Genomic DNA, 19713 nt, shown 5'->3' with positions numbered 1-19713 from the left:
CAGATCGTTACTAAGAAAAAGATGTTAAAAATGCGCTCATAGAAATAAAACAACTGGAGGAAGAAGAAAACAAAGGAGAACAAGAATGAAACCACAATATAGTATTGTTATTCAGTGGTCTGATGAAGATAAAAAGTACGTTGTCAGCCTACCTGAGTTTGGCCCCTATGCACATACTCATGGAAATACCTACGCAGATGCTCTAAATAATGGTGAGCAAGTGCTGGAACTTTTGATTGAAGATTACCAAGCCCAAGGAAAACCATTGCCAAAGCCTTTGACTGCAAACGTTTCCTTTCAGTTTCATTCCTAAAAATTATAGCTAGGTAATCCAGTAACATCAGTTTGCAGAGCAAACAAATCACCTGAGTAGAAACTTTTATCAATTTCGGCTTGGCTGAGTCCAACGGAACCAGTAGTGAGGTAGAGTGTTTGCAAATCTTCGCCACCAAAGGTGCAACTCGTTACAAGTGGAACGGGTAGATTAATCCGCAATATCTCCTCACCCTTGGGGTTGAAACGAATCACACACCACCCATCCCACATGGCTGACCAAATATTTCCTTGACTATCTATTGTCAAACCATCTGGGTAAAAAGATTCATGAGTTAAATCAACAAAAATCCGGCGATTAGTAATGTTACCTGTAACTGAATTAAAGTCGTAAGCATAAATTTTTTGTTGAGGAGAATCACTCAAATAAAACGTTTTTTGATCGGGACTCCACCCCAGACCATTAGAGATAGTCAATCCCGTTTCCATCACATGCAATGAACCGTCACGATCGTAGCGATAGAGGTTAGCCTGGGGTTTTTCTGAAGAAGACATTGAACCGATCCAAAAGCGGCCTTGAGGGTCACATTTGCCATCATTGAGGCGGTTCTCTGGCAGATTTGCTTCAATCTCCAAAATGGGAGTAACTTCGCCTGTCTGGGTGTTGAGAAATGCCAGGTGATGACGTAGTGCCATAATTAATCTATCTTTCCCTGCTGTTGCGATCGCACCTACCACATCTCCCACATCAAAAAAGCAATTTTCCCCCGTAGCAGGATTGAACTGATGCACCCGATGGTTGTAGATATCAACCCAATACAGTAGGTTTTGGGTAGAGTCCCAGATCGGGCCTTCACCCAAGCGGGCACGGGCTTCTAGAACATTGTGGAGTGGATATTGTCCCATAAGTAGTTAATTTAAAGATTAAATAAAAGTATATATTTTTACTTCACAAAAACGTGTGAATTAGGTATTAATCCAGTTGAAATATAAGGTTCAGATTCCCGACTTATTTAAATAAGTCGGGAATCTAGTTATGAAACAGCTTGTAAAATTTCCTCATCTACAGAGAAATCAACATCAGCTTTGTCTTTTGCATTAGCCAAATAATCATTTTCCAAAGAATCTTGTAACCCAGAAATCAAATCATATTCAGGATGCCAGTTTAATTCTGTTTGCGCTTTATTCACCGAAGCAAAGAAATGCTGCACCCGCATCGGAAAAGCTTTGCGTTTGCCGAAATCAAACTTTTTCGGGTCGTAGTGGACGATTTTGACAGCATCGGGTGATTTGCCAGCCGCAACAGCGCTAGCACGGGCTAAACCATCAAAAGTGACAAAGCGATCGCCTGAGATATTATAAATCTGCCCTATGGCTTGTTTATTGCCCAAAATCTGAGTCATTGCCAGTGCCAAGTCTTTTACATGACCTTGCTGGGTGATATGCAAACCATTTCCGGGGATGGGAATGGGGCGATCGCGCACAATTCTGTCAAAAAACCAGCCTTCCAACTCATTATAATTACGAGGCCCGTAAATATAAGTAGGACGAATAGAAGTAAAAGGCAATCCCAATTGAGTCAGGTAAGCTTCTGTTTCATGTTTACCCTTATGGCGACTTTTGGGATCTACTGCATCGCCTTCTACATGGGGCAATTGATCGGATTTGAGATATACTCCCGCAGAACTCATATAGACAAAATGTTGCACTCGGCCTTGAAAAATTTCTGCTAGTGGTTGAGTATCAGTAAGTTCTCGCCCGTTATTGTCAAAAATGACATCAAAGCTTTCTTGTGATAATTTTGCTTTTAATTGAGTAGCATCAGTGCGATCGCCTATAATTTGTCCTACTCCCTGTAAAGAAGGTGCTGGCCGATTTCCACGATTGAACAGCACTACCTCGTGTCCTTTTTCCACTAGTAGTTGAGTCAAATAAACACCAATGAACCGAGTACCACCCATAATCAGAATTCGCATAAATTCACCCTTTCTATATCAGTTGTCATTAAGGGAGTAGGTATTGGGGACTAGGGACTAAGAAGACAAGGAGAATAACCCATCCCCAATACCCAATGTCCCATTCACAATCTGAGGTTATCAGGTTGTAGTATCCATCTGGAACCTCTGAGGGAAAGATTCCGTCCCATTTGCTAATCTGAAGCACTTCCCGTTAATTAATCACAAGAGGAAACTTTTCAGTCGGAGTCTAAAAAAACTATCTTCAATTTTGAATGCGTGAATTTTGAATTGTTTAGCTGTGCCCTTGAAATATGCTCTAGTGCATGAGTGGCTGACACCCAAAGCCACAGGTGGTTCAGAACTCGTTGTCCGAGAAATTTTGAATCACATTGATGCTGATTTGTATGCTCTCATAGATTTTGAATCCAGCAATAGAGAAAGTTATTTATATAAGCGTCAAATTGGCAAGACGTTTCTCCAGAACTTTCCATCTGCCCGCAACGGTATACAAAAATACTTGCCTTTGTGGCCCTTGGCAATCGAACAGCTGGATTTGCGGCATTATGATGTCATTCTGTCTTCATCCCATGCTGTTGCCAAAGGAATCCTTACTACTCCCGAACAGATGCATATTTGCTACTGTCACAGCCCGATGCGCTATGCCTGGGATTTGACCTTTGATTATCTGCGCCACAGCAAACTGGGTAGTGGCTTACCTGGATGGGTGACGCGATATTTATTACATCGTTTGCGCCAGTGGGATGTATTGAGTGCCAATCGCGTTGATTATTTCATTGCCAACTCGCAACATACAGCTCGGCGGATTTGGCGTTGCTATCGGCGAGAAGCAACAGTCATTTATCCACCAGTGAATATTGCTCAATTTCCGTTTGTATCTGAGAAAGAGGACTTTTACCTGACAGTTTCCCGGTTAGTGAGTTACAAGCAAATATCGTTGATTGTCAAGGCTTTTAATCAACTAAAACGACCATTAGTAGTCATTGGTACAGGAGATGAAATGAACACAATTCGCGAGATGGCAAACTCAAATATCCAAATACTCGGTTGGCAACCCGATAATGTGGTAAAAAAATATATGTCTAAGGCTAAGGCGTTTGTGTATGCAGCTTGTGAAGATTTTGGTATTGCCCTAGTGGAAGCACAAGCCTGCGGCACGCCAGTAATTGCTTATGGTGCAGGGGGTGCTTTAGAAACAGTGCGAGATATTCGCTCTGGTGCGGATACAGGGACAGGTATATTTTTCAAGACGCAAACAGAGGCGGCTTTGGTGGAGGCAGTAGAAAAATTTGAAATGTATGAGGGTTCATTCAATTCCGAGTATATGCGATCGCACGCTGCGCAGTTTTCACCGCAAATCTTTGCAGATCGTTATCTAGATTTTGTAAACAAGTGCAACGAAAAAAGACCATTTTTGCAATGATGGTCTTGATTAACGTCTTATTTTTTTAGGCTTTTGGCAATTTCCCCCAGAAGCATCTCATTTTGGCTTTAATATTGGGACTATGTGTGGTGTGGATTATTAAGGAGTATGATGACTGCCCAGAGCTCACTCCTCTCCGGCAAGCGAGGCGTAAGGCAAGACACTAGAGCGTCTGTGCGTTTCTTAAAACGCGGTCAAAAAACGAAGACGCCAAAAGTTAAGCCCAAAGGTTTATCTTTTCAGGGTTTAAACGGAGAGTTTGCCAAGCGACTGTTCGATATAGTGTTTTCGCTGTCGGTATTGATTTTGTTCTTCCCCGTCTACTTAATTTTGGCCTTGCTGATTGCCTTCAGCTCAGAAGGGCCAATATTTTATGTCCAGGAACGGGTAGGGAAAAATTACAAAGCGTTTAATTGTATTAAATTCCGAACAATGGTAAGCAATGCGGATGAAATCCTCATGCAAATGATGGAAACATCGCCCGAATTGCGAGAAGAATTTGAGAGCAGTTTTAAGCTAAAACAAGACCCCCGGATTACCAAAATTGGTCGATTTTTGCGAATTACTAGCTTAGACGAATTTCCCCAGTTCTGGAACGTTTTAAAAGGGGATATGAGTGTAGTCGGGCCCCGACCCTTGGTAAGAGAAGAACTTCCAAAATACGGTTATCACATTGATGAGATTTTAACAATCCGTCCAGGAATTACTGGTTTGTGGCAGGTATCTGGGCGTAATGACATTCCCTATCCTCGGAGAGTCCAAATAGACCTGCATTATGTCAAATTTAGGAATTTCTGGCTTGATTTATGGATCATCTTGAAAACTGTTGATGTAGTAATTCTACCCAAAAATAACGGCGCATACTAAGTAAATACTTAGGGTGGATTCTGTGGGGCAGTTAATGCCCCTAAGTACCAATTCTCCCCTCACAGGATTGCTCATGTTTATTTCTATCATTTGTGCTTTTCTACTTAATTCAGACTTCTGTGAGTGTGAATATTTGGTACTTTTGCCATAAGTCTAATTTCAAATGGCTATTTTATTAAGTCTTCACATAACTAGAGATATATGAAGTTTTAACAAAAAATATATATAAAAATAATCTCGATCGTCTGGTAAAAGAAAATATACATAATTAAATAATTTTGAGTTATCTAAATGTTGGACTTACGTGCTAGATTGCTTTTTCTTCAGTATATTTATTTACGGAAAAAGTCTCATAGCATATAAGAACTCGTAGGTTTCCCATTAGGCAATTCAGCAATTAGTTGCTAGGTTGTATCAGATTGGCTGTAAATTTTTAATCAAAGACAATAAGGCATAATTGAGTATGACGCAACAGAAGCGAGCGTTAATTACTGGTATTACTGGACAAGACGGTTCATATCTAAGTGAGTTTTTGTTGGAACAAGGTTATGAGGTTCATGGGGTAATTCGCCGGACTTCTACCTTCAACACAGACCGCATCGATCACATTTACGAAGACCCCCACAAAGAGGGAGTGCGCTTGTTTCTTCACTACGGTGACTTGACAGACGGTACAACATTACGGCGTATTTTAGAAGAAGTAAAGCCAGTAGAAATTTACAACCTCGGCGCTCAATCCCACGTCAGAGTTAGCTTTGATTCACCAGAATACACAGTAGATGCAGTAGGAATGGGGACATTGCGTCTGTTGGAAGCAATTCGAGACTACCAGCATCGTACCGGAATTCAGGTGCGATTTTACCAGGCGGGTTCTTCAGAAATGTACGGTTTAGTACAAGCAATACCTCAAACTGAGACAACGCCCTTTTATCCCCGCAGTCCCTATGCCTGTGCGAAAGTTTACGCTCACTGGCAAACTGTAAACTATCGTGAATCTTATAATTTGTTTGCTTGTAATGGCATACTTTTTAACCACGAGTCACCACGGCGGGGTGAAACCTTTGTAACCCGCAAAATTACTAGAGCGGTAGCTAGTATCGTTGCTGGGAAGCAGAAAAAGATTTATATGGGTAATCTAGATGCCAAGCGAGATTGGGGCTATGCGAAGGATTACGTCAAAGCAATGTGGTTGATGTTGCAGAAAGACCAACCAGACGATTACGTAATTGCTACTGGTGAAACCCACTCGGTACGAGAGTTTTTGGAACTGGCATTTAGTTATGTGAATCTCAATTGGCAAGATTATGTAGAGTTTGATGAGCGTTACCTGCGTCCATCTGAAGTAGAGTTGTTGATTGGCGATTCTACCAAAGCACGGCAGAACTTGGGCTGGGCACCATCAGTAACCTTTGAAGAACTAGTTTCCCTAATGGTAGAAGCAGACTTACAAGCATTGGGTCATACTTCACCCAATGGAAAAGGTTCGCAATTTCCAGATGACATTGCGACTATTCGTCAAACACTGGGCGCTTTGCACTTCTGATTTGGCATCACAGAGGATAAAATATGACCGCCTTAGAACTAAAAAATAAACGGATTCTAGTCACTGGTGGATCGGGGTTTCTAGGCCGTCAGGTGATAGATCAATTGTGTAAAGCAGGAGCCGATCGCGAGAAAATTACAGTACCGCGATCGCGCGATCAGGATTTGCGTGTCTGGGAAAATAGCCAACGTGCAGTTGACCAGCAAGACATAATCATCCATCTAGCAGCTCATGTCGGTGGTATCGGTTTAAACCGTGAAAAACCCGCAGAGTTGTTCTACGATAACTTGATCATGGGAACCCAGCTAATTCACGCTGCTTACCAAGCGGGAGTAGAAAAATTTGTTTGTGTTGGCACAATCTGCGCCTATCCTAAATTTACTCCAGTGCCATTCAAAGAAGACGATCTGTGGAATGGCTACCCAGAGGAAACCAATGCCCCTTACGGAATTGCAAAAAAAGCACTTTTAGTTCAATTGCAATCTTACCGTCAGCAGTACGATTTTAATGGGATTTACCTACTGCCAGTAAATTTATATGGTCCAGAAGATAACTTTGACCCCGGAAGCTCCCACGTCATTCCAGCGTTAGTTCGCAAAGTTCACGAAGCCCAAATTAATGCAGAAAAGCAACTTCAAGTTTGGGGTGATGGCAGTCCTACCCGTGAGTTTCTCTATTCAGAAGATGCAGGGCGGGGGATTGTAATGGGGACTCAATTCTATAACGAATCGGAACCAGTTAACTTGGGAACTGGTTATGAAATCTCCATTCGTGATTTAGTAACTCTAATCTGCGACTTGATGGAGTTTAAGGGGGAAATTGTGTGGCAAACTGATAAGCCTAATGGTCAACCCCGCCGCTGTTTAGATACTGAACGGGCAAATCTTGCCTTTAATTTCACGGCTCAGGTGAGCTTTGAGCAAGGGCTAAAGAATACCATTGAGTGGTATCGTCAACACGCTGCATAACAATGTACTGCTGAATGTAGAGTGATACAAGCTGGGCGATGCCCAGCTTATTTTTTTGAAAATTTTTATTTATATGGACAAAGTTAATCATCAACTAAATAAAGCAGAACTGCGCCGCACTCTACTTAAAAGACGTAAATCAATGTCCGTTGGAGAATGGAGAGAAAAAAGCGATCGCTTATGCTCCCATTTACAAAACTCCACTTTATTCACTCAAGCAAAAACAATACTCGCTTATTTCAGCTTTCGCAAAGAACCTGACCTCAGTCCCCTATTTACAAACACCAAATACCGTTGGGGATTTCCTCGCTGCGTTAATAAATCCTTGTCTTGGCATATTTGGACACCTAACGATTCTATCCAAAGCGGTGCTTATGGCATTATTGAACCACACCCTGACGCTCCCCTATTAGATGCTGCGGAAGTAGATTTGATTCTCGTCCCCAGTGTAGCTTGCGACTATCAAGGATATCGTTTGGGTTATGGTGGCGGATATTACGATCGCTTGCTCAGTTTACCGCAATGGCAGACAAAGCCGACTATCGGAATTGTCTTTGATTTTGCCTATTTGTCTCATATACCTATTGAACCTTGGGATAAACCATTACAAGTTATTTGTACGGAAACCGGATTGACTCATAAAGGTTCCTGGATTCAGGATAATGAGGACACATTATCAAATGTTTTATGACTAATCCAACGTCATCTACCACTGAGCAGGAAGCAATAATTGACGAAATTATAGCAACTAGTCTCCAAGCTCAACAAAAAACAGGCCCAGACCTCCGCCAAATTCATAGCAAAAGTCATGGACTCGTTTGGGGAGAGTTTATTATTGAACCCAATCTTCCTGAAGACCTGAGAGTAGGTTTGTTCAAAATGCCTCAAACCTATCCTGCGTGGATTCGTTTCTCTAGTGGTGGTTCGCCTGAAAAACGTGGGAAATTCCACTCCGACAGCCAGCCTGATGTTCGCGGTATCGCCATCAAGGTGATGAATGTGGAGGGGCAAAAAGTCTTGGATGATGAAGAAAAAACTCAAGATTTTATACTTAACAATTATCCTATTTTCTTGACTAAAGATGTTCGTGATTACGCCGACCTTTCCCAAGCAGGTAGTGGAAAACTTTCCCCAGAACGGCTGGAAGAACTTGGTTACGCCTTTGCTATCTTGCAAAAAATTGGTAGCAAAAAGTTAGGAAATCCACTTTTGATTCAATATTGGAGTATGGCTCCGTTTAAATTTGGTGAGCGCATTGTAAAATTATCTGTCAAATCTCAACAACCTGAAAAACCACCAGAAACACTTCCAGAATCAGAAAATTACCTTCGAGAAACGCTGGTCAAATATTTGACTGAAGAAGGTCGAGAAGCTAATAGGATAAAAATGACTACTTACAAATGGTTTAGTACTCAAGTAATTGAATATCCGCTAAGTCAAATTATAGGTTTACAAATAGAAGAAGGTGATGGTGAAGATGGTAAAGTTTATCGCTTTAATCTGAAATTAGTATCAGGCAATAATCTACCTCTAAATGAATGTTATAGAAGTTTTAGTTATGAAGAAAGGCAGCTAATTACTAAAAGTATTGAGACATTTATTAATTCAAATTGAGCTATTAAATAATAGATTAAAAAATCTCTTAGTCAAAAATTAATATTTACAAAATTTGGAATTTATTAATCAAATGCTGAACTGGAAAAAATCACGATCGCAAAATCTGTTAATGTATGCGCTGTTGGGAACAATCGCACTGTTGATGCTCTTTCCTTTACTATGGCTAATCAGTACATCCTTGAAATCGCCAACGGAAAATATTTTTCAGTCGCCGCCACAGTTGCTACCCAGTCAACCGACACTCAATAACTTCTCTAGTGTGTGGAACTCCCTACCTTTTGGACAATACCTGTATAACAGTACCTTGGTGTCAGTACTGACTGTGGGCTTAAATCTGCTGTTTTGCGCTTTAGCTGCCTATCCCTTGGCAAGATTGTCCTTTATCGGACGAGACTGGATTTTTGTAGCAATAGTCTCTACGATTATGATTCCCTTCCAAATCGTGATGATTCCCCTTTATATTTTGACAGTCCAGATGGGTTTGAGAAATACTTATTTAGGGATGATTTTTCCGAGTTTAGCTTCTGCTTTTGGCATTTTTCTGTTGCGCCAAGCTTTCATGAGTGTCCCGAAAGAAATAGAAGAAGCCGCTCGGATGGATGGCAGCTCAGAGTTAGGATTATGGTGGCATATTATGTTACCAGCAATTCGCCCAGCACTGGTAACTTTAGCTATTTTCGTATTCATTGGTGCTTGGAGTGACTTTTTGTGGCCTTTAATTGTCATCCAAGACGAAAATTTATACACTCTTCCCTTGGGAGTCGCAAAGCTAGCAGGTACATTTTCCCTTGACTGGCGGTTAGTAGCGGCTGGTTCAGTAATTGCGATCGCTCCAGTATTATTACTATTTTTGTTTTTACAACGTTACATTGTACCTACAGAAACAGGTAGCGGTGTTAAGGGATGAAAAAAGAATTCAGAATTCAGAAGTCAGAACAAGAAAGTGGTAGATGAGGGAGATGATGGAGACAAGGGAGACAAGGGGACAAGGAGATAAACAAAACTCCTAACTCTTAACTCTTAACTCAGCACGGGCTAAACGCCCCGCTGACGCTAACAGTACTCCTAATGCCCAATGCTCTAATTTAATAAGCCCCAGTCTTTTTCAAGACTACCCAGATAGTTTTAATAATCAGACTCAGATCGTAAGTTACAGACCACTTGCGTTGATAATCTATATCCATTTTCACAATGGTTTCAAAGTCTGTAATGCTGGAACGCCCATTAGCTTGCCATTCGCCGGTAATGCCTGGTTTGACTCGCAATCTATCCCAGTGATGTGGATCGTAATTGCTGACTTCATCAGGAGTAGGTGGACGAGTACCAACTAAACTCATGTCCCCTAACAAAACATTCCAAAATTGAGGGAATTCATCCAAGCTAGTACGCCGCAAAAATTTCCCAACAGGAGTAATGCGAGGATCGTCAACGGATTTAAAAATATGACCTTTGGCTTGGTTCTCAACCAAATGCTTGAATTTATCAGCATCGACTATCATTGAGCGGAATTTCCAGATGCGGAAAGTTTTTCCGTTTAAACCACAGCGAATTTGAGAATAAAATATTGGACTTGGCTCATGAATAAAAGTAGCAATTGCTACAGGAATTGCTATTATAAATGTAACAATCAGCCCGACAATGGCTCCAACAATGTCAATTAATCGTTTTCTCACGCTTAACGTTGACGGGTGTGAAGGCTGTTGCAAACAATTAACTGAATAAAGATAAAGATTATTCACAAGAACTAACTTAGTTTTATAACAGGAATTTTTACATTAGTAGTGTAGACATAGACATGATTGTTAGGCGATTTTTTCTACTGTTGTCGATACTACTGAGTGTTAATATACACAAATTTTAGCCGATATAAAAACCAAAAACCAAAAATTTACAGAATCTTTCAATTCAAGTGATAGATTGTAAAATTACGGTATTTTATCCATCTAATAAAAAGATAATACTATCGTACATATCCCACATATCCCAAAAATTACTGTGCTGAAGTACTAGTAGTAATTCGCAAAATTCCAAATGCTCGTAACATAAGCATTTGGAATTTTGAGTAGTATTCTTATTTCTAGCGCGATCTGCTAGTCTCAACGATCGACCTCTAAGGCAAAATTCACCGTATATGGTTCCTCCAGTGATTGCTGATTACTAGCCTTAATTGCATCTAGATAGCGACGTAAAGACAACAGTTGTTGAGAATTGGGACGATAAGTGAGACTTCCTTGTTTTTCAAAAAGTGGTGCTGTGGCGATCGCCTGATAGTCAGGATTTTCTTGCGAACTCTGGGTCAGCCAGGTTGATTCTGTGATTGAAGGTATCAAACCGGAAGGCAGTTCACCTTCCAAAAAAGCCAGCAGCCGTTGCTGACAAATGCGAGTATTAATCCCACGACCCTCAAATAACTGAGTAACTTCACCGAAAGATAAGGGGCGGTCTCGTAGCAATCGCAACAATTCTGTAAACAAGAAATAATCAGTGTATTGTTGCCTGGGTATATCTAAAATCTGCGGATGCAAAGGCAGCATCGCCAAACCATAAGCAACCCGGCTGCAATTGGGAGCGCCGTTTTCACCGAGATATAAATCTTGAATAATCTTAGTGCTGGGAAGTTTTTGGCGTAACCAGCGGTTCACCGTCCCAATACAAGCCACTCCACCAGTCAGGATCGCTTGATTAATCGCTTCTGTGGGGATACCACGAGCTACCAATAACTTGTTAAGTTCTCGGTTCAGGCGGCGCACAAAGGGAATAAATACCTGGCTTTCTAAGTCTCGTCGCTGCAAAACCCACCGCTGATCGGCTAATTCTAGGGTAAAAGAGTCTTGGTGTTGCAAAATCAGCTTTAGGGCTAATGCCGCATCTAATACCGCCTGTCCCAGTAAAGAACTTTCTAGACGTTGCTGGAGACGAATTCGAGCGGTGATATCTGGTTCTCCAACTCTAGGTAGTTCTAATTCTTCCAACCCTAAAGTCTGCCAATGCATTTGGTCTAAACCGGGAATTGACGGTTGCCATTGCCAAGAATTACTCGTGGTAGTTTTGCCATCGCTTGGTGTTTCTCTGCGTGATTGCCGAGATTTCGGTGGCAATAGCAGTTGGCAAATTATATCTTGTTCAATACCCTTGCCAGCATAAGCAAAACTGTGGAGCATGAAATCATTGTATGTCAATTGCTGCAAGGTTTCTGGTAGATTCACCAGCAACATTTCTGTGGCAGTTGTCCCAATGTTAATCACCAGGGTGTTGCCAACAATCGGATGTTCGCTAGTTTTTGCTGGATGAGTACCTTGAGCATCGCTTAGTTTTACTTGCTCACCATTAGCAGCATCAAGTTCCGAAAGTAGGCTAGCGATCGCTTCTTCAACAAAAAAGACTTGCTGCGGATGTTGAATGAGTTTGCTAGTGAGTAAAGCTTCCCGCACATTAAAGCGGTATTGTTCCGACCAGCTAGATGGACAAGTACAAATTACACCAGCAATATTATTGATAATCTGGGGAAAATCTTGTTCGCCGATCCCAACAGCGGCAGCCACTAAACTAGGGGTGGTACTTGTTTTTTCGGATTTGAGAGTTAACAGTAATTTAGAGAGCGATCGCACAACCCAAATCAAAGGCCCTGCCGAAAATTCATTTAATTGCAAAACAGGTTCCCATTTCTGTCGTTCGCTCTTATAGGGAATGGCTACTTGTAAGTAAGGCTTCAACTGCGCCGAGTAGAGGTTATTTTTCGTCGGATCTGCTGTCGATTTTGGTGTTGCAGGAGTAGTAGCCGAGCGATCGGGTGCTTTATCTTGGGCAACAGCCGCAGGTGCTGTCTGCTCATGTGCTTCGATAGTTTCGTTTTCACCGTGGGGTACAGAAGCTGTAGGCAGATAAACCTCTGTTGGTAAACGAAACGATTGCTGAAAGGAACTTGTTCCTGGCGGATTTTCTGCTGACCAGTAGATAGGATGTACAACAAAAGTCGAGCGATTTAATAATGTAGCGGAAATTCCTGTTGTACCTAAATCAATTCCTAAATACCAGACTGATTCTAAAGTATTGAACGAAACTTCTGGATTATTTATGGAGTTGGCAATTGGAGGTAAAGAACTTTCTGGTACGGGAGTTGTGACTTCCTTTTTTTTTTCAGTTTCTACCTGGGTAACTGCCAAACTTGAGAAATCATTTGTTGATGTATTCTCTGCTATTTGGAGATTTTCAGGGGAAGTTGTGGTGATTGTGTCTTGAATGTTATTAAGTGGTTCCGAGAAAACATCCAAGTTATTAGCTGGCTGCGACTCAGAATTTAGCTGCCGATCAAAATTAGCCAAATCCCGATCTAATTGCTGCAACTGTTCTTCATCTAAAGAAATATCTGGTATGGCTGGAGACTGGTTTGACTCAATAGAAAGTAAGTTTTCTTGGGGTGAAGCAGCAATATAGTTATCTGAAGACAGTTCGGAGTGATCGCTGTTAATTAATACTTCTGATGTGGGGATACTTTCGGTAGGCTCTGCCAAAGCAATTTCTGATACTTCTGGAGCCACTGGTGCTGTGGTTGTGGCATCATCCACAAAAGATGAGATTTCCAGAAGTTGCAGTTCGTTATCTGTATCAGGCAATAAGTCAGTTGCTGTAGTTGTGGCATTATCTACAGAAGATGAGACTTCCAGCAATTGCAGTTCACTATCGGCATCAGGTAATAACTCAGTTAGGGTATTAATTGTATCAACGCTAGCTGGCTGAGTGCCAATTTGTGGCAAACTGTCTATTTGTGGAGTAGAGAAGCTAAGAGGTGAATCTAGGTCAGTCTCTTCTTCAAAAAATAGTTCTTCCTGTGGCTCTGATGAATCTGTGGTTTCGCCTAAAGTCTCTTGAGTTGAAAGACCTGTATCTGGAGTCACAGCCGCAGAATCCATGCTTGGAGAGACAGGCGGGGTCTGGGTGATGTTCAACGGTGATGGAGATGGTGTAGAAGCAGATAAGTCATTGATAGGAACATCAAGGCTGGGATTATTAACATCACCAGCATCAAACAAACTGGCGTAAAGTTGGTCTACTTCATCACCAATTGCCGCAGAAATATCTTCCGGTAATTCGGTCGGGGTTTGAGAATATTCAGATGAGTCTACACCAAGCTGCAACAGCACTGCATCTAGATCCTCTGTAAGCGTATTTTCCTGTGGCTCAATTGCGAGTGGAGATGAAGTTTCTGGCTGGATAAGCTCCAAGGATTGGGGTGCAACTCCGGCAGCAATCTCGGTTGGTTCAGTCAATGATGGTAGTGTTTCAGATTCTCCTCCCGGCAAAGATGACTGCGAACTAGAGGATTCTGGTTGCAAATGCTGAGTCAAATTGTTGACAAAGCTGGTCATCAGCTGTTCGCCTTGCATCCCCTTGCTATGCATTCTTGCCAGTGCTTGGGACAAGGATTCGTAATAAGTATTAATATTGCGCTGTAGTGCTTCAAAGACTACATTCACCGTCCCATCTAGTGATAATAGGCGTCGATCTAACTCCCTAGCTAGCTGGGTTAAGCGCTCCACATCGTCAGAGGATTCTAATAAAGATTGACTTGTAGAGTTTGTGTAATTAGTTCCTCCTGAAGAACTGGCGGAATTTTCCCTCGTCTGTCCAATCAGTGGTGTTAAAGTTGGCACAAGGCGACTCATGAGTACCTGTAAAAACTCGGTAATCATTTGTTCCTGGTTTGTCAACTGCTGCGCTAAGGAGTAGTTTTGCAATCGCTTTTGTTCTAGTTGCCGAATTTCTTGTATGAGAGTGGCTCGCTCTTGCAAAAGCAATTCTAATTCCGATCGCAACGGCTGCATCAATCTCGAAAATTCATTATTTAATTGTTCTGCGCCAACAGTATTCTCTTCCTGAGTGAGTTCGGGCTGCGGTAGTGGATACTGGTTATTACCGCGATCGATAAATTTTGTTAACAAAGGCGATGGCTTTGCCAAGGGCGATCGCGGTTCTTCAGAAGACTGATTTGGGATGCTGCTCTCTAATGCTTCTTTTTCTTGTAACCTCACCAAGAAGTCGCGAATTCGCTCTAAAACTTCTTTAGGCTCTTGCGCCTGACCAGACAGAAATTTAGACAGGCGCTTGCCACCGCTGGCAAGTAAGTTGTCAATGTCTGCGATCAGCTTTTGAATTTCATCTGTACTAAAAGTCACTTTGATTACCTTACTTAAAAATGTATGTCAACTAATGTGACAATTAATTTACAATCACCGTATCCCTATGGGGATCTTGCTACGCGCAGCATCTACCATAGAAGAAATTTTGAGTGGCAAAAGCCGCTACTTGGACTTGTGACTGTCATTATGTTATGGATTACTGGGAGTCGTGGCAATCTTCAATCATCGAAGAAAACAAGGAAAAAAGTTTCTCTTTGTCCCCCCATCTCCTTGTCTTTCCCTCTCCTTGTCCTCTTCAGACAGCCTTTGCTCGAAAAGCTTAATTTTGCAGGTCATTGGTTGCCTATTTTTGAAAATCGCTAAAATACCTGAGCAATAATTTACTCCCTTTAGTATCATTAATGTTGTTTGCCTATATTCATAACTAATCAAGTTTGCAGTGCAGCTAGCCCCTAAGCAATCCAACCGCAGGCTATAAACTACTTTTTGCAAAACTTTTATCCCGTTTAAACTTATAGGTAAAGATTATTTAGAAAAACTTCTTGTCGCTTTCTTGTGTAGCATAGTTTAGTTTTTTCTTTGAAAGGGAGCTGTGCAATGATAGCTTAGGCTACAAATGGCGCTCCTGTTTTTTGTGTGTACATAGCAGCTTGAGTTAAAGATGTCGTAATGGAAGATCGATATAGCTTGCAAGCACAGGCTAATTCCTGGATGATCGCCTCCGCTCCCTTTTTTCAAGGGTTGCCAGAAACTGCTGTGGAATCAGCCCTCACCCATCTTGTTACCCGCACTCATCCAGCCAATCAGGTGATTCTACTGGAAAATGACTGGGGTGGTTCTGTGTATTTTATTATGGACGGATGGGTAAAAATCCGCACATACAATCTGGAAGGAAAAGAGGTAACGCTGAATATTATTGGCAAAGGTGAATTGTTTGGTGAAATGGCGGCGCTAGATGAAGCACCTCGATCCACCGACGTTATTACCTTGGCCCCAACGGTAATTGGTAGTATGCCTGCTCAGGATTTTGTCAAATTACTTCAGATAGAACCCTTGGCGGGAGTTCGATTGGCGCAACTAATGGCACGACGTTTGCGGCAAGTAAATCGCCGATTGCGGTTGCGGGAATCTGATAGCCAGTCAAGGGTAGCAGATACGTTGTTATTTTTGGCAGAAGGACAGGGAAAAAAAGGGCAAACCGGAACCGAAATCCCCAATTTACCTCATCGGGAATTAAGTAGTTTGAGCGGACTGGCGCGGGAAACGGTGACACGAGTATTGACAAGGCTAGAAAAAAAAGGCTTGATTAAACGGGATCAAGACACTATTTGTATTCCCGATTTGTCAGCCTTAGAAAGAATGATCGTTTAAAAACTTGTCAGATATGAGTATTTTAGATTCTCTCTCAGATGAACCGGAGGAAGATCCATCCTCTGAATCTCCAACTCCTCAGAATCATTGGTTAGATAAAGAACAGCAGTTAATGCCTCCTCAAATCAAAGCTGATGCGCCCTTGAGGATGGTGGAAACGGCATTTTTAGCCAGTACCGCTAGCTTAATTTGGTTTATAAATTTTTACTTTCCTTTGGGCCCAGTTTTGCGGATATTTTTTCCAGTGCCGATCGCTCTAGTTTATCTGCGTTGGGGCAAACGTGCAGCATGGATGGCAGCACTCACCTCTGGGTTACTGCTGACGGTACTGATGGGGCCAGCCCGCAGTTTGCTGTTTGTCATGCCCTACGGGTTCATGGGCGTGCTTTTGGGCGCTACATGGTGTCGTCGTCGTCTTCCCTGGATTGTTTCTATCACTTTGGGTACGCTATTGGGTACTTTAGGAGTCTTTTTTAGGCTGTGGTTGCTGTCGGTTTTGTCGGGTGAAGACCTATGGATTTATGTGATTACCCAGGTGACTGAGTTCATTGAGTGGGTATTTTTTAACTTGAGTTTGTTGGCGAGTCCCAGTGTATTTTTGATTCAAGTGGGAGCGATCGCTTTAATTTTACTCAACAACTTTATCTACCTTTTTGTGGTACACCTAGCAGCATGGTTGCTTTTTGACCGCCTGGGCAACCCTATTCCCCGCCCACCACACTGGGTACAAGTTCTCATGGATTATGAGGGATAATTATTAGTCATTTGTCATTTGTCATTTGTCATTGGTTAAACGATCGGTTCTAACTAATAACCAATGTTCCATGCCCAATTCCCAAATTAGTATTTATACTCAAAAAGAACAGGGTGAACAATGGCTGCGAAGGTATCGTGGCTGTCTACCCGTATTTGCTTGTATTTTAGGATTTACTGAAACTGGTTTAATTCCAGGAATTTCAGCAGCTGGTCGCACTCCGGAGGATCGGAAATATACAGCTTGTGCCGATGCTGAGTTTTTGTATCACGGCCCAGAACATAAAGCCCAATATCCTCTACCACCATTGGCGGCTGGCGCTTCACCTGTGCTGATTTCTCGCGCGGTATTTGAGTCACTAAAGATACCAATTCATTTATTTAATGCTGGTTTACCCCAAGCTCCTGCTGTGCCAGTAATTAATTTGGGTGGCGCTCCTGCTAAGTGTTTAAGTCAAGGGGCTGCTATGGAAATTACAACAGTACATCACTTATTTGAACAAGGACTACTTTGGGGAGAACGCCTAGCCGCCAATATTCAACAGGGGTATTTGATTCTCGGTGAGTGCGTCGTTGGAGGTACTACAACTGCCCTGGCAATCTTAACTGGTTTAGGTATAGATGCTGCCGGAAAAGTTAACAGTAGCCACCCTGTTTGTAACCATGCGCAAAAATGGGCACTAGTGCAAGCTGGACTGGAGAAGATGAGGGAGAGCAGGGTGCAGGGGAGGCAGGGGGTGCAGGGGGAGATAAACTTCCAATCTCAAATCCAAAATTCAAAATCTCAAATCCAAAATTCTGTAGATCCCTTACAACTTGTCGCCGCCGTGGGCGATCCGATGCAAGCGGTGGTAGCTGGGATGGCGATCGCTGCTAGCCGTCGTTGTGGTGTGATGCTGGCTGGAGGGACACAAATGCTGGCGGTTTATGCGTTGATGAGTGCGATCGCTCAAGCTTACGCCTTATCATGGCAACCAGAAGCAGTAGTTGTAGGCACAACCCGTTGGGTAGCGGAAGACCCTACTGGCGCTACAGTTGACTTAGCCCTCAACTTAGGAAAAAACAGCTTAACTCCAAGTGGAGAAACCCCTTCTCTATTAGCAACTCATCTGAGCTTTGCTGATTCTCGTTATCCCCAACTGAGAGCTTATGAGCAGGGCTTTGTCAAAGAAGGCATGGGCGCTGGAGCCGCTTGCATAGCCGCCCATCTTAGCCAAGATTGGCAGCAACACCAACTTTTGGCAGCCATTGAAGCCCAACTTGAATGGCTAAGTACAGCATCTCATTAATTCTTAGCGAATTAGATTCGGCAAGACTCTGCGCCCCACCAAAGTTATAAACGGAAGTTTCCTCCGATGCTACTTCTCTGTGCGTTTAAAAATCTTGCCCAGCATGACAGAAGAATTAGAATAAACTATGAATTGGAGTTTTCCCTTATTTATGAGCGTCATAATTCCCGATGACATCCTCCAAGCATCAAACATGACTGAGGATGAACTGAAATTAGAAATTGCCATCTTGCTTTATCAGCAAGGTAATAATTAGCAGTGGCAAAGTCCGAGCCTGGACAGAAATCACAGTACTTGAATTCCATTAATGCCGGCATATTCGATGGCGCTAGCTACAGAAGACTAGTTAAGGTTATTCTTTCTTGAATTTATTATCTAATTGGTAAACCCGTAATATTTCTATCTGCTAAAGCGGTTCTGGAGCAACAAATAAAATGACTCTTTTATTATTTGTCATCCTATTGACAATTAACTTAGGTGCTGGATGTTATTTGACTCTAGCTAATCCTCGTCAAACGCTAGTTTCTGAGTTACTAGAGGCTAAATTGGAAACTCAGATTGATACTGATGGTCAGGCTAAGTATTATAAATATAACATTTTACTATTAAATGATAGAGATAGTTTTCCTTTTTCACGCGCAGGATACCCAAAATTGAACCTTGAAGAATTGCAATCAATAGTATTAAGAATTAATACTTTTTTGAAAAACCCTATAGAGAAGAATTTAGAGGTTATACTTGATGAGACTTTTACTGGTTACATTTCTGTCATGATTACTGTATTCTGTGGAATATTAGCGTTGCTAGTAGCGTCACTAGGTTTCTTTATCAATTGTAATTTTGATAAAGAAACAAATACTGTAAAACTTAGTCGTTACAGGTGGTTTGGAACGTTAGGAAAAACATTGTTTCAATATTCTTTGAACGAGATTACTGATGTTAAGCTTGAGCGGATTCATACTAGTATAGATGAATACTTTTTTCGAGTTATTTTAGTACTAGAATCGGGTGATAATCTACCATTAACGCCCAATTATACTTCAAATTATATAAATGGAGATTCTATAGTTAGAGTAACTAAAAGACATCTCCGAAAACCGCCCAAGTATCTCTGTGACTAACTTATAGGGTGCGATCGCCAGTGAGAGCAATTAGCTAGTTTCGACGAGAGAATAGGAGTTTGAGATGTTTGTTGTTAATAACCCGACAAAAAAACGTGGCTATGTGCATTCATTTTCTCTCAGGTAAACGCGTATATTTCTGCTGGTAATACAAGTGCCCCAATTCGGAATCTTACTACTCCACAAATTGTCAAAATTACTTCAGCATACTTTTTAGGATTTAATCGAAATTTTTCTTGAACAACTCGAAAGATTTTTACAGAACGAATTCGGTGTTCAACAAATACTCGGTTGGATGAAAACTCCTTGTTCTCTTTTTTCTGTTCACTTGTTAACTTTGATTTCTTGGCGTTTAAGAAAGTGTGTCAATTAAAT

At 41.8% G+C, this 19713-nt stretch carries 17 protein-coding genes and 1 pseudogene; 13 read left to right on the top strand and 5 right to left on the bottom strand.

Features of this window, described 5'->3' with window-relative positions; genetic code table 11:
• Positions 1-85: 85 nt before the first annotated feature.
• Positions 86-313: a type II toxin-antitoxin system HicB family antitoxin gene (locus RMY32_RS30975; protein WP_322713491.1), complete on the top strand. Its 228-nt coding sequence runs from the start codon at positions 86-88 to the stop codon at positions 311-313.
• Here the strand turns inward: RMY32_RS30975 and RMY32_RS30970 are convergent.
• Together RMY32_RS30970 and RMY32_RS30965 are read right to left on the bottom strand one after the other, a co-directional pair.
• Complete coding sequence (locus RMY32_RS30970) at positions 310-1179, bottom strand: SMP-30/gluconolactonase/LRE family protein (protein ID WP_322713490.1); 870 nt, start codon at positions 1177-1179, stop codon at positions 310-312. The two genes, RMY32_RS30975 and RMY32_RS30970, sit on opposite strands and share 4 nt — an antisense overlap.
• Positions 1180-1307: 128 nt before the next feature.
• Positions 1308-2249 carry an NAD-dependent epimerase/dehydratase family protein gene (locus tag RMY32_RS30965; protein WP_322713489.1) on the bottom strand — a complete coding sequence of 314 codons (942 nt, stop codon included), beginning with the start codon at positions 2247-2249 and terminating at the stop codon, positions 1308-1310.
• 280 nt (positions 2250-2529) lie between these two features.
• Between RMY32_RS30965 and RMY32_RS30960 the strand changes: the two genes are divergently transcribed.
• The 7 genes from RMY32_RS30960 to RMY32_RS30930 all read left to right on the top strand — a co-directional run bounded on the left by RMY32_RS30960 (position 2530) and on the right by RMY32_RS30930 (position 9574).
• A complete protein-coding gene (locus RMY32_RS30960) occupies positions 2530-3672 on the top strand; it encodes a glycosyltransferase (protein WP_322713488.1) in 1143 nt (380 codons plus the stop codon).
• Positions 3673-3783: 111 nt separating this feature from the next.
• Entirely contained in the window at positions 3784-4539 is a 756-nt protein-coding gene (locus tag RMY32_RS30955) for a sugar transferase (protein ID WP_322695710.1), read from the top strand.
• 463 nt (positions 4540-5002) lie between these two features.
• Positions 5003-6082, top strand: coding sequence for a GDP-mannose 4,6-dehydratase (gene gmd / locus RMY32_RS30950; protein WP_322713487.1), 1080 nt, complete (start codon positions 5003-5005; stop codon positions 6080-6082).
• 23 nt (positions 6083-6105) lie between these two features.
• The gene (locus tag RMY32_RS30945; protein ID WP_322713486.1) at positions 6106-7050 is read left to right on the top strand and encodes a GDP-L-fucose synthase; all 945 of its coding nucleotides are present in this window, start codon (positions 6106-6108) and stop codon (positions 7048-7050) included.
• Between the two features lie 73 nt (positions 7051-7123).
• Positions 7124-7741, top strand: a complete 618-nt coding sequence (locus RMY32_RS30940) for a 5-formyltetrahydrofolate cyclo-ligase (protein ID WP_322713485.1) — start codon at positions 7124-7126, stop codon at positions 7739-7741.
• Positions 7738-8664: a hypothetical protein gene (locus RMY32_RS30935; protein ID WP_322713484.1), complete on the top strand. Its 927-nt coding sequence runs from the start codon at positions 7738-7740 to the stop codon at positions 8662-8664. Before RMY32_RS30940 ends, RMY32_RS30935 begins: the two co-directional genes overlap by 4 nt.
• A 73-nt stretch (positions 8665-8737) precedes the next feature.
• On the top strand, positions 8738-9574 hold the full coding sequence (locus RMY32_RS30930; protein ID WP_322713483.1) for a carbohydrate ABC transporter permease: 837 nt from the start codon (positions 8738-8740) through the stop codon (positions 9572-9574).
• Positions 9575-9752: 178 nt separating this feature from the next.
• Here the strand turns inward: RMY32_RS30930 and RMY32_RS30925 are convergent, their stop codons facing one another.
• A complete protein-coding gene (locus RMY32_RS30925; RefSeq protein ID WP_322704964.1) occupies positions 9753-10406 on the bottom strand; it encodes a sugar transferase in 654 nt (217 codons plus the stop codon).
• A gap of 357 nt (positions 10407-10763) precedes the next feature.
• Positions 10764-14840, bottom strand: coding sequence for a hypothetical protein (locus tag RMY32_RS30920; RefSeq protein WP_322713482.1), 4077 nt, complete (start codon positions 14838-14840; stop codon positions 10764-10766).
• A gap of 633 nt (positions 14841-15473) precedes the next feature.
• On the opposite strand from RMY32_RS30920, the gene RMY32_RS30915 reads away from it, so the two are divergent.
• From RMY32_RS30915 to RMY32_RS30895, 5 genes are all read left to right on the top strand, one after another.
• Positions 15474-16175, top strand: coding sequence for a Crp/Fnr family transcriptional regulator (locus tag RMY32_RS30915; RefSeq protein WP_094349203.1), 702 nt, complete (start codon positions 15474-15476; stop codon positions 16173-16175).
• Positions 16176-16188: 13 nt separating this feature from the next.
• The gene (locus RMY32_RS30910; protein ID WP_322668773.1) at positions 16189-16929 is read left to right on the top strand and encodes a DUF2232 domain-containing protein; all 741 of its coding nucleotides are present in this window, start codon (positions 16189-16191) and stop codon (positions 16927-16929) included.
• A gap of 70 nt (positions 16930-16999) precedes the next feature.
• Positions 17000-18217, top strand: coding sequence for a nicotinate mononucleotide-dependent phosphoribosyltransferase CobT (cobT, locus tag RMY32_RS30905; RefSeq protein WP_322713481.1), 1218 nt, complete (start codon positions 17000-17002; stop codon positions 18215-18217).
• A 127-nt stretch (positions 18218-18344) separates the two neighbouring features.
• On the top strand, positions 18345-18473 hold the full coding sequence (locus tag RMY32_RS30900; RefSeq protein ID WP_322713480.1) for a hypothetical protein: 129 nt from the start codon (positions 18345-18347) through the stop codon (positions 18471-18473).
• 178 nt (positions 18474-18651) lie between these two features.
• Positions 18652-19338: a hypothetical protein gene (locus tag RMY32_RS30895; RefSeq protein ID WP_322713479.1), complete on the top strand. Its 687-nt coding sequence runs from the start codon at positions 18652-18654 to the stop codon at positions 19336-19338.
• A 119-nt stretch (positions 19339-19457) separates the two neighbouring features.
• Here the strand turns inward: RMY32_RS30895 and RMY32_RS30890 are convergent.
• Positions 19458-19676, bottom strand: a pseudogene (locus RMY32_RS30890) (transposase family protein); the annotation flags it as partial.
• Between the last annotated feature and the right edge of the window lie 37 nt (positions 19677-19713).

The sequence above is a fragment of the Nostoc sp. ChiSLP03a genome, assembly GCF_034531215.2.
In the GTDB taxonomy this organism is placed as follows: Bacteria; Cyanobacteriota; Cyanobacteriia; order Cyanobacteriales; family Nostocaceae; genus Nostoc.
Note: the sequence above shows the minus strand (reverse complement) of the source record. Positions and strands in the feature narration are given on the sequence as shown.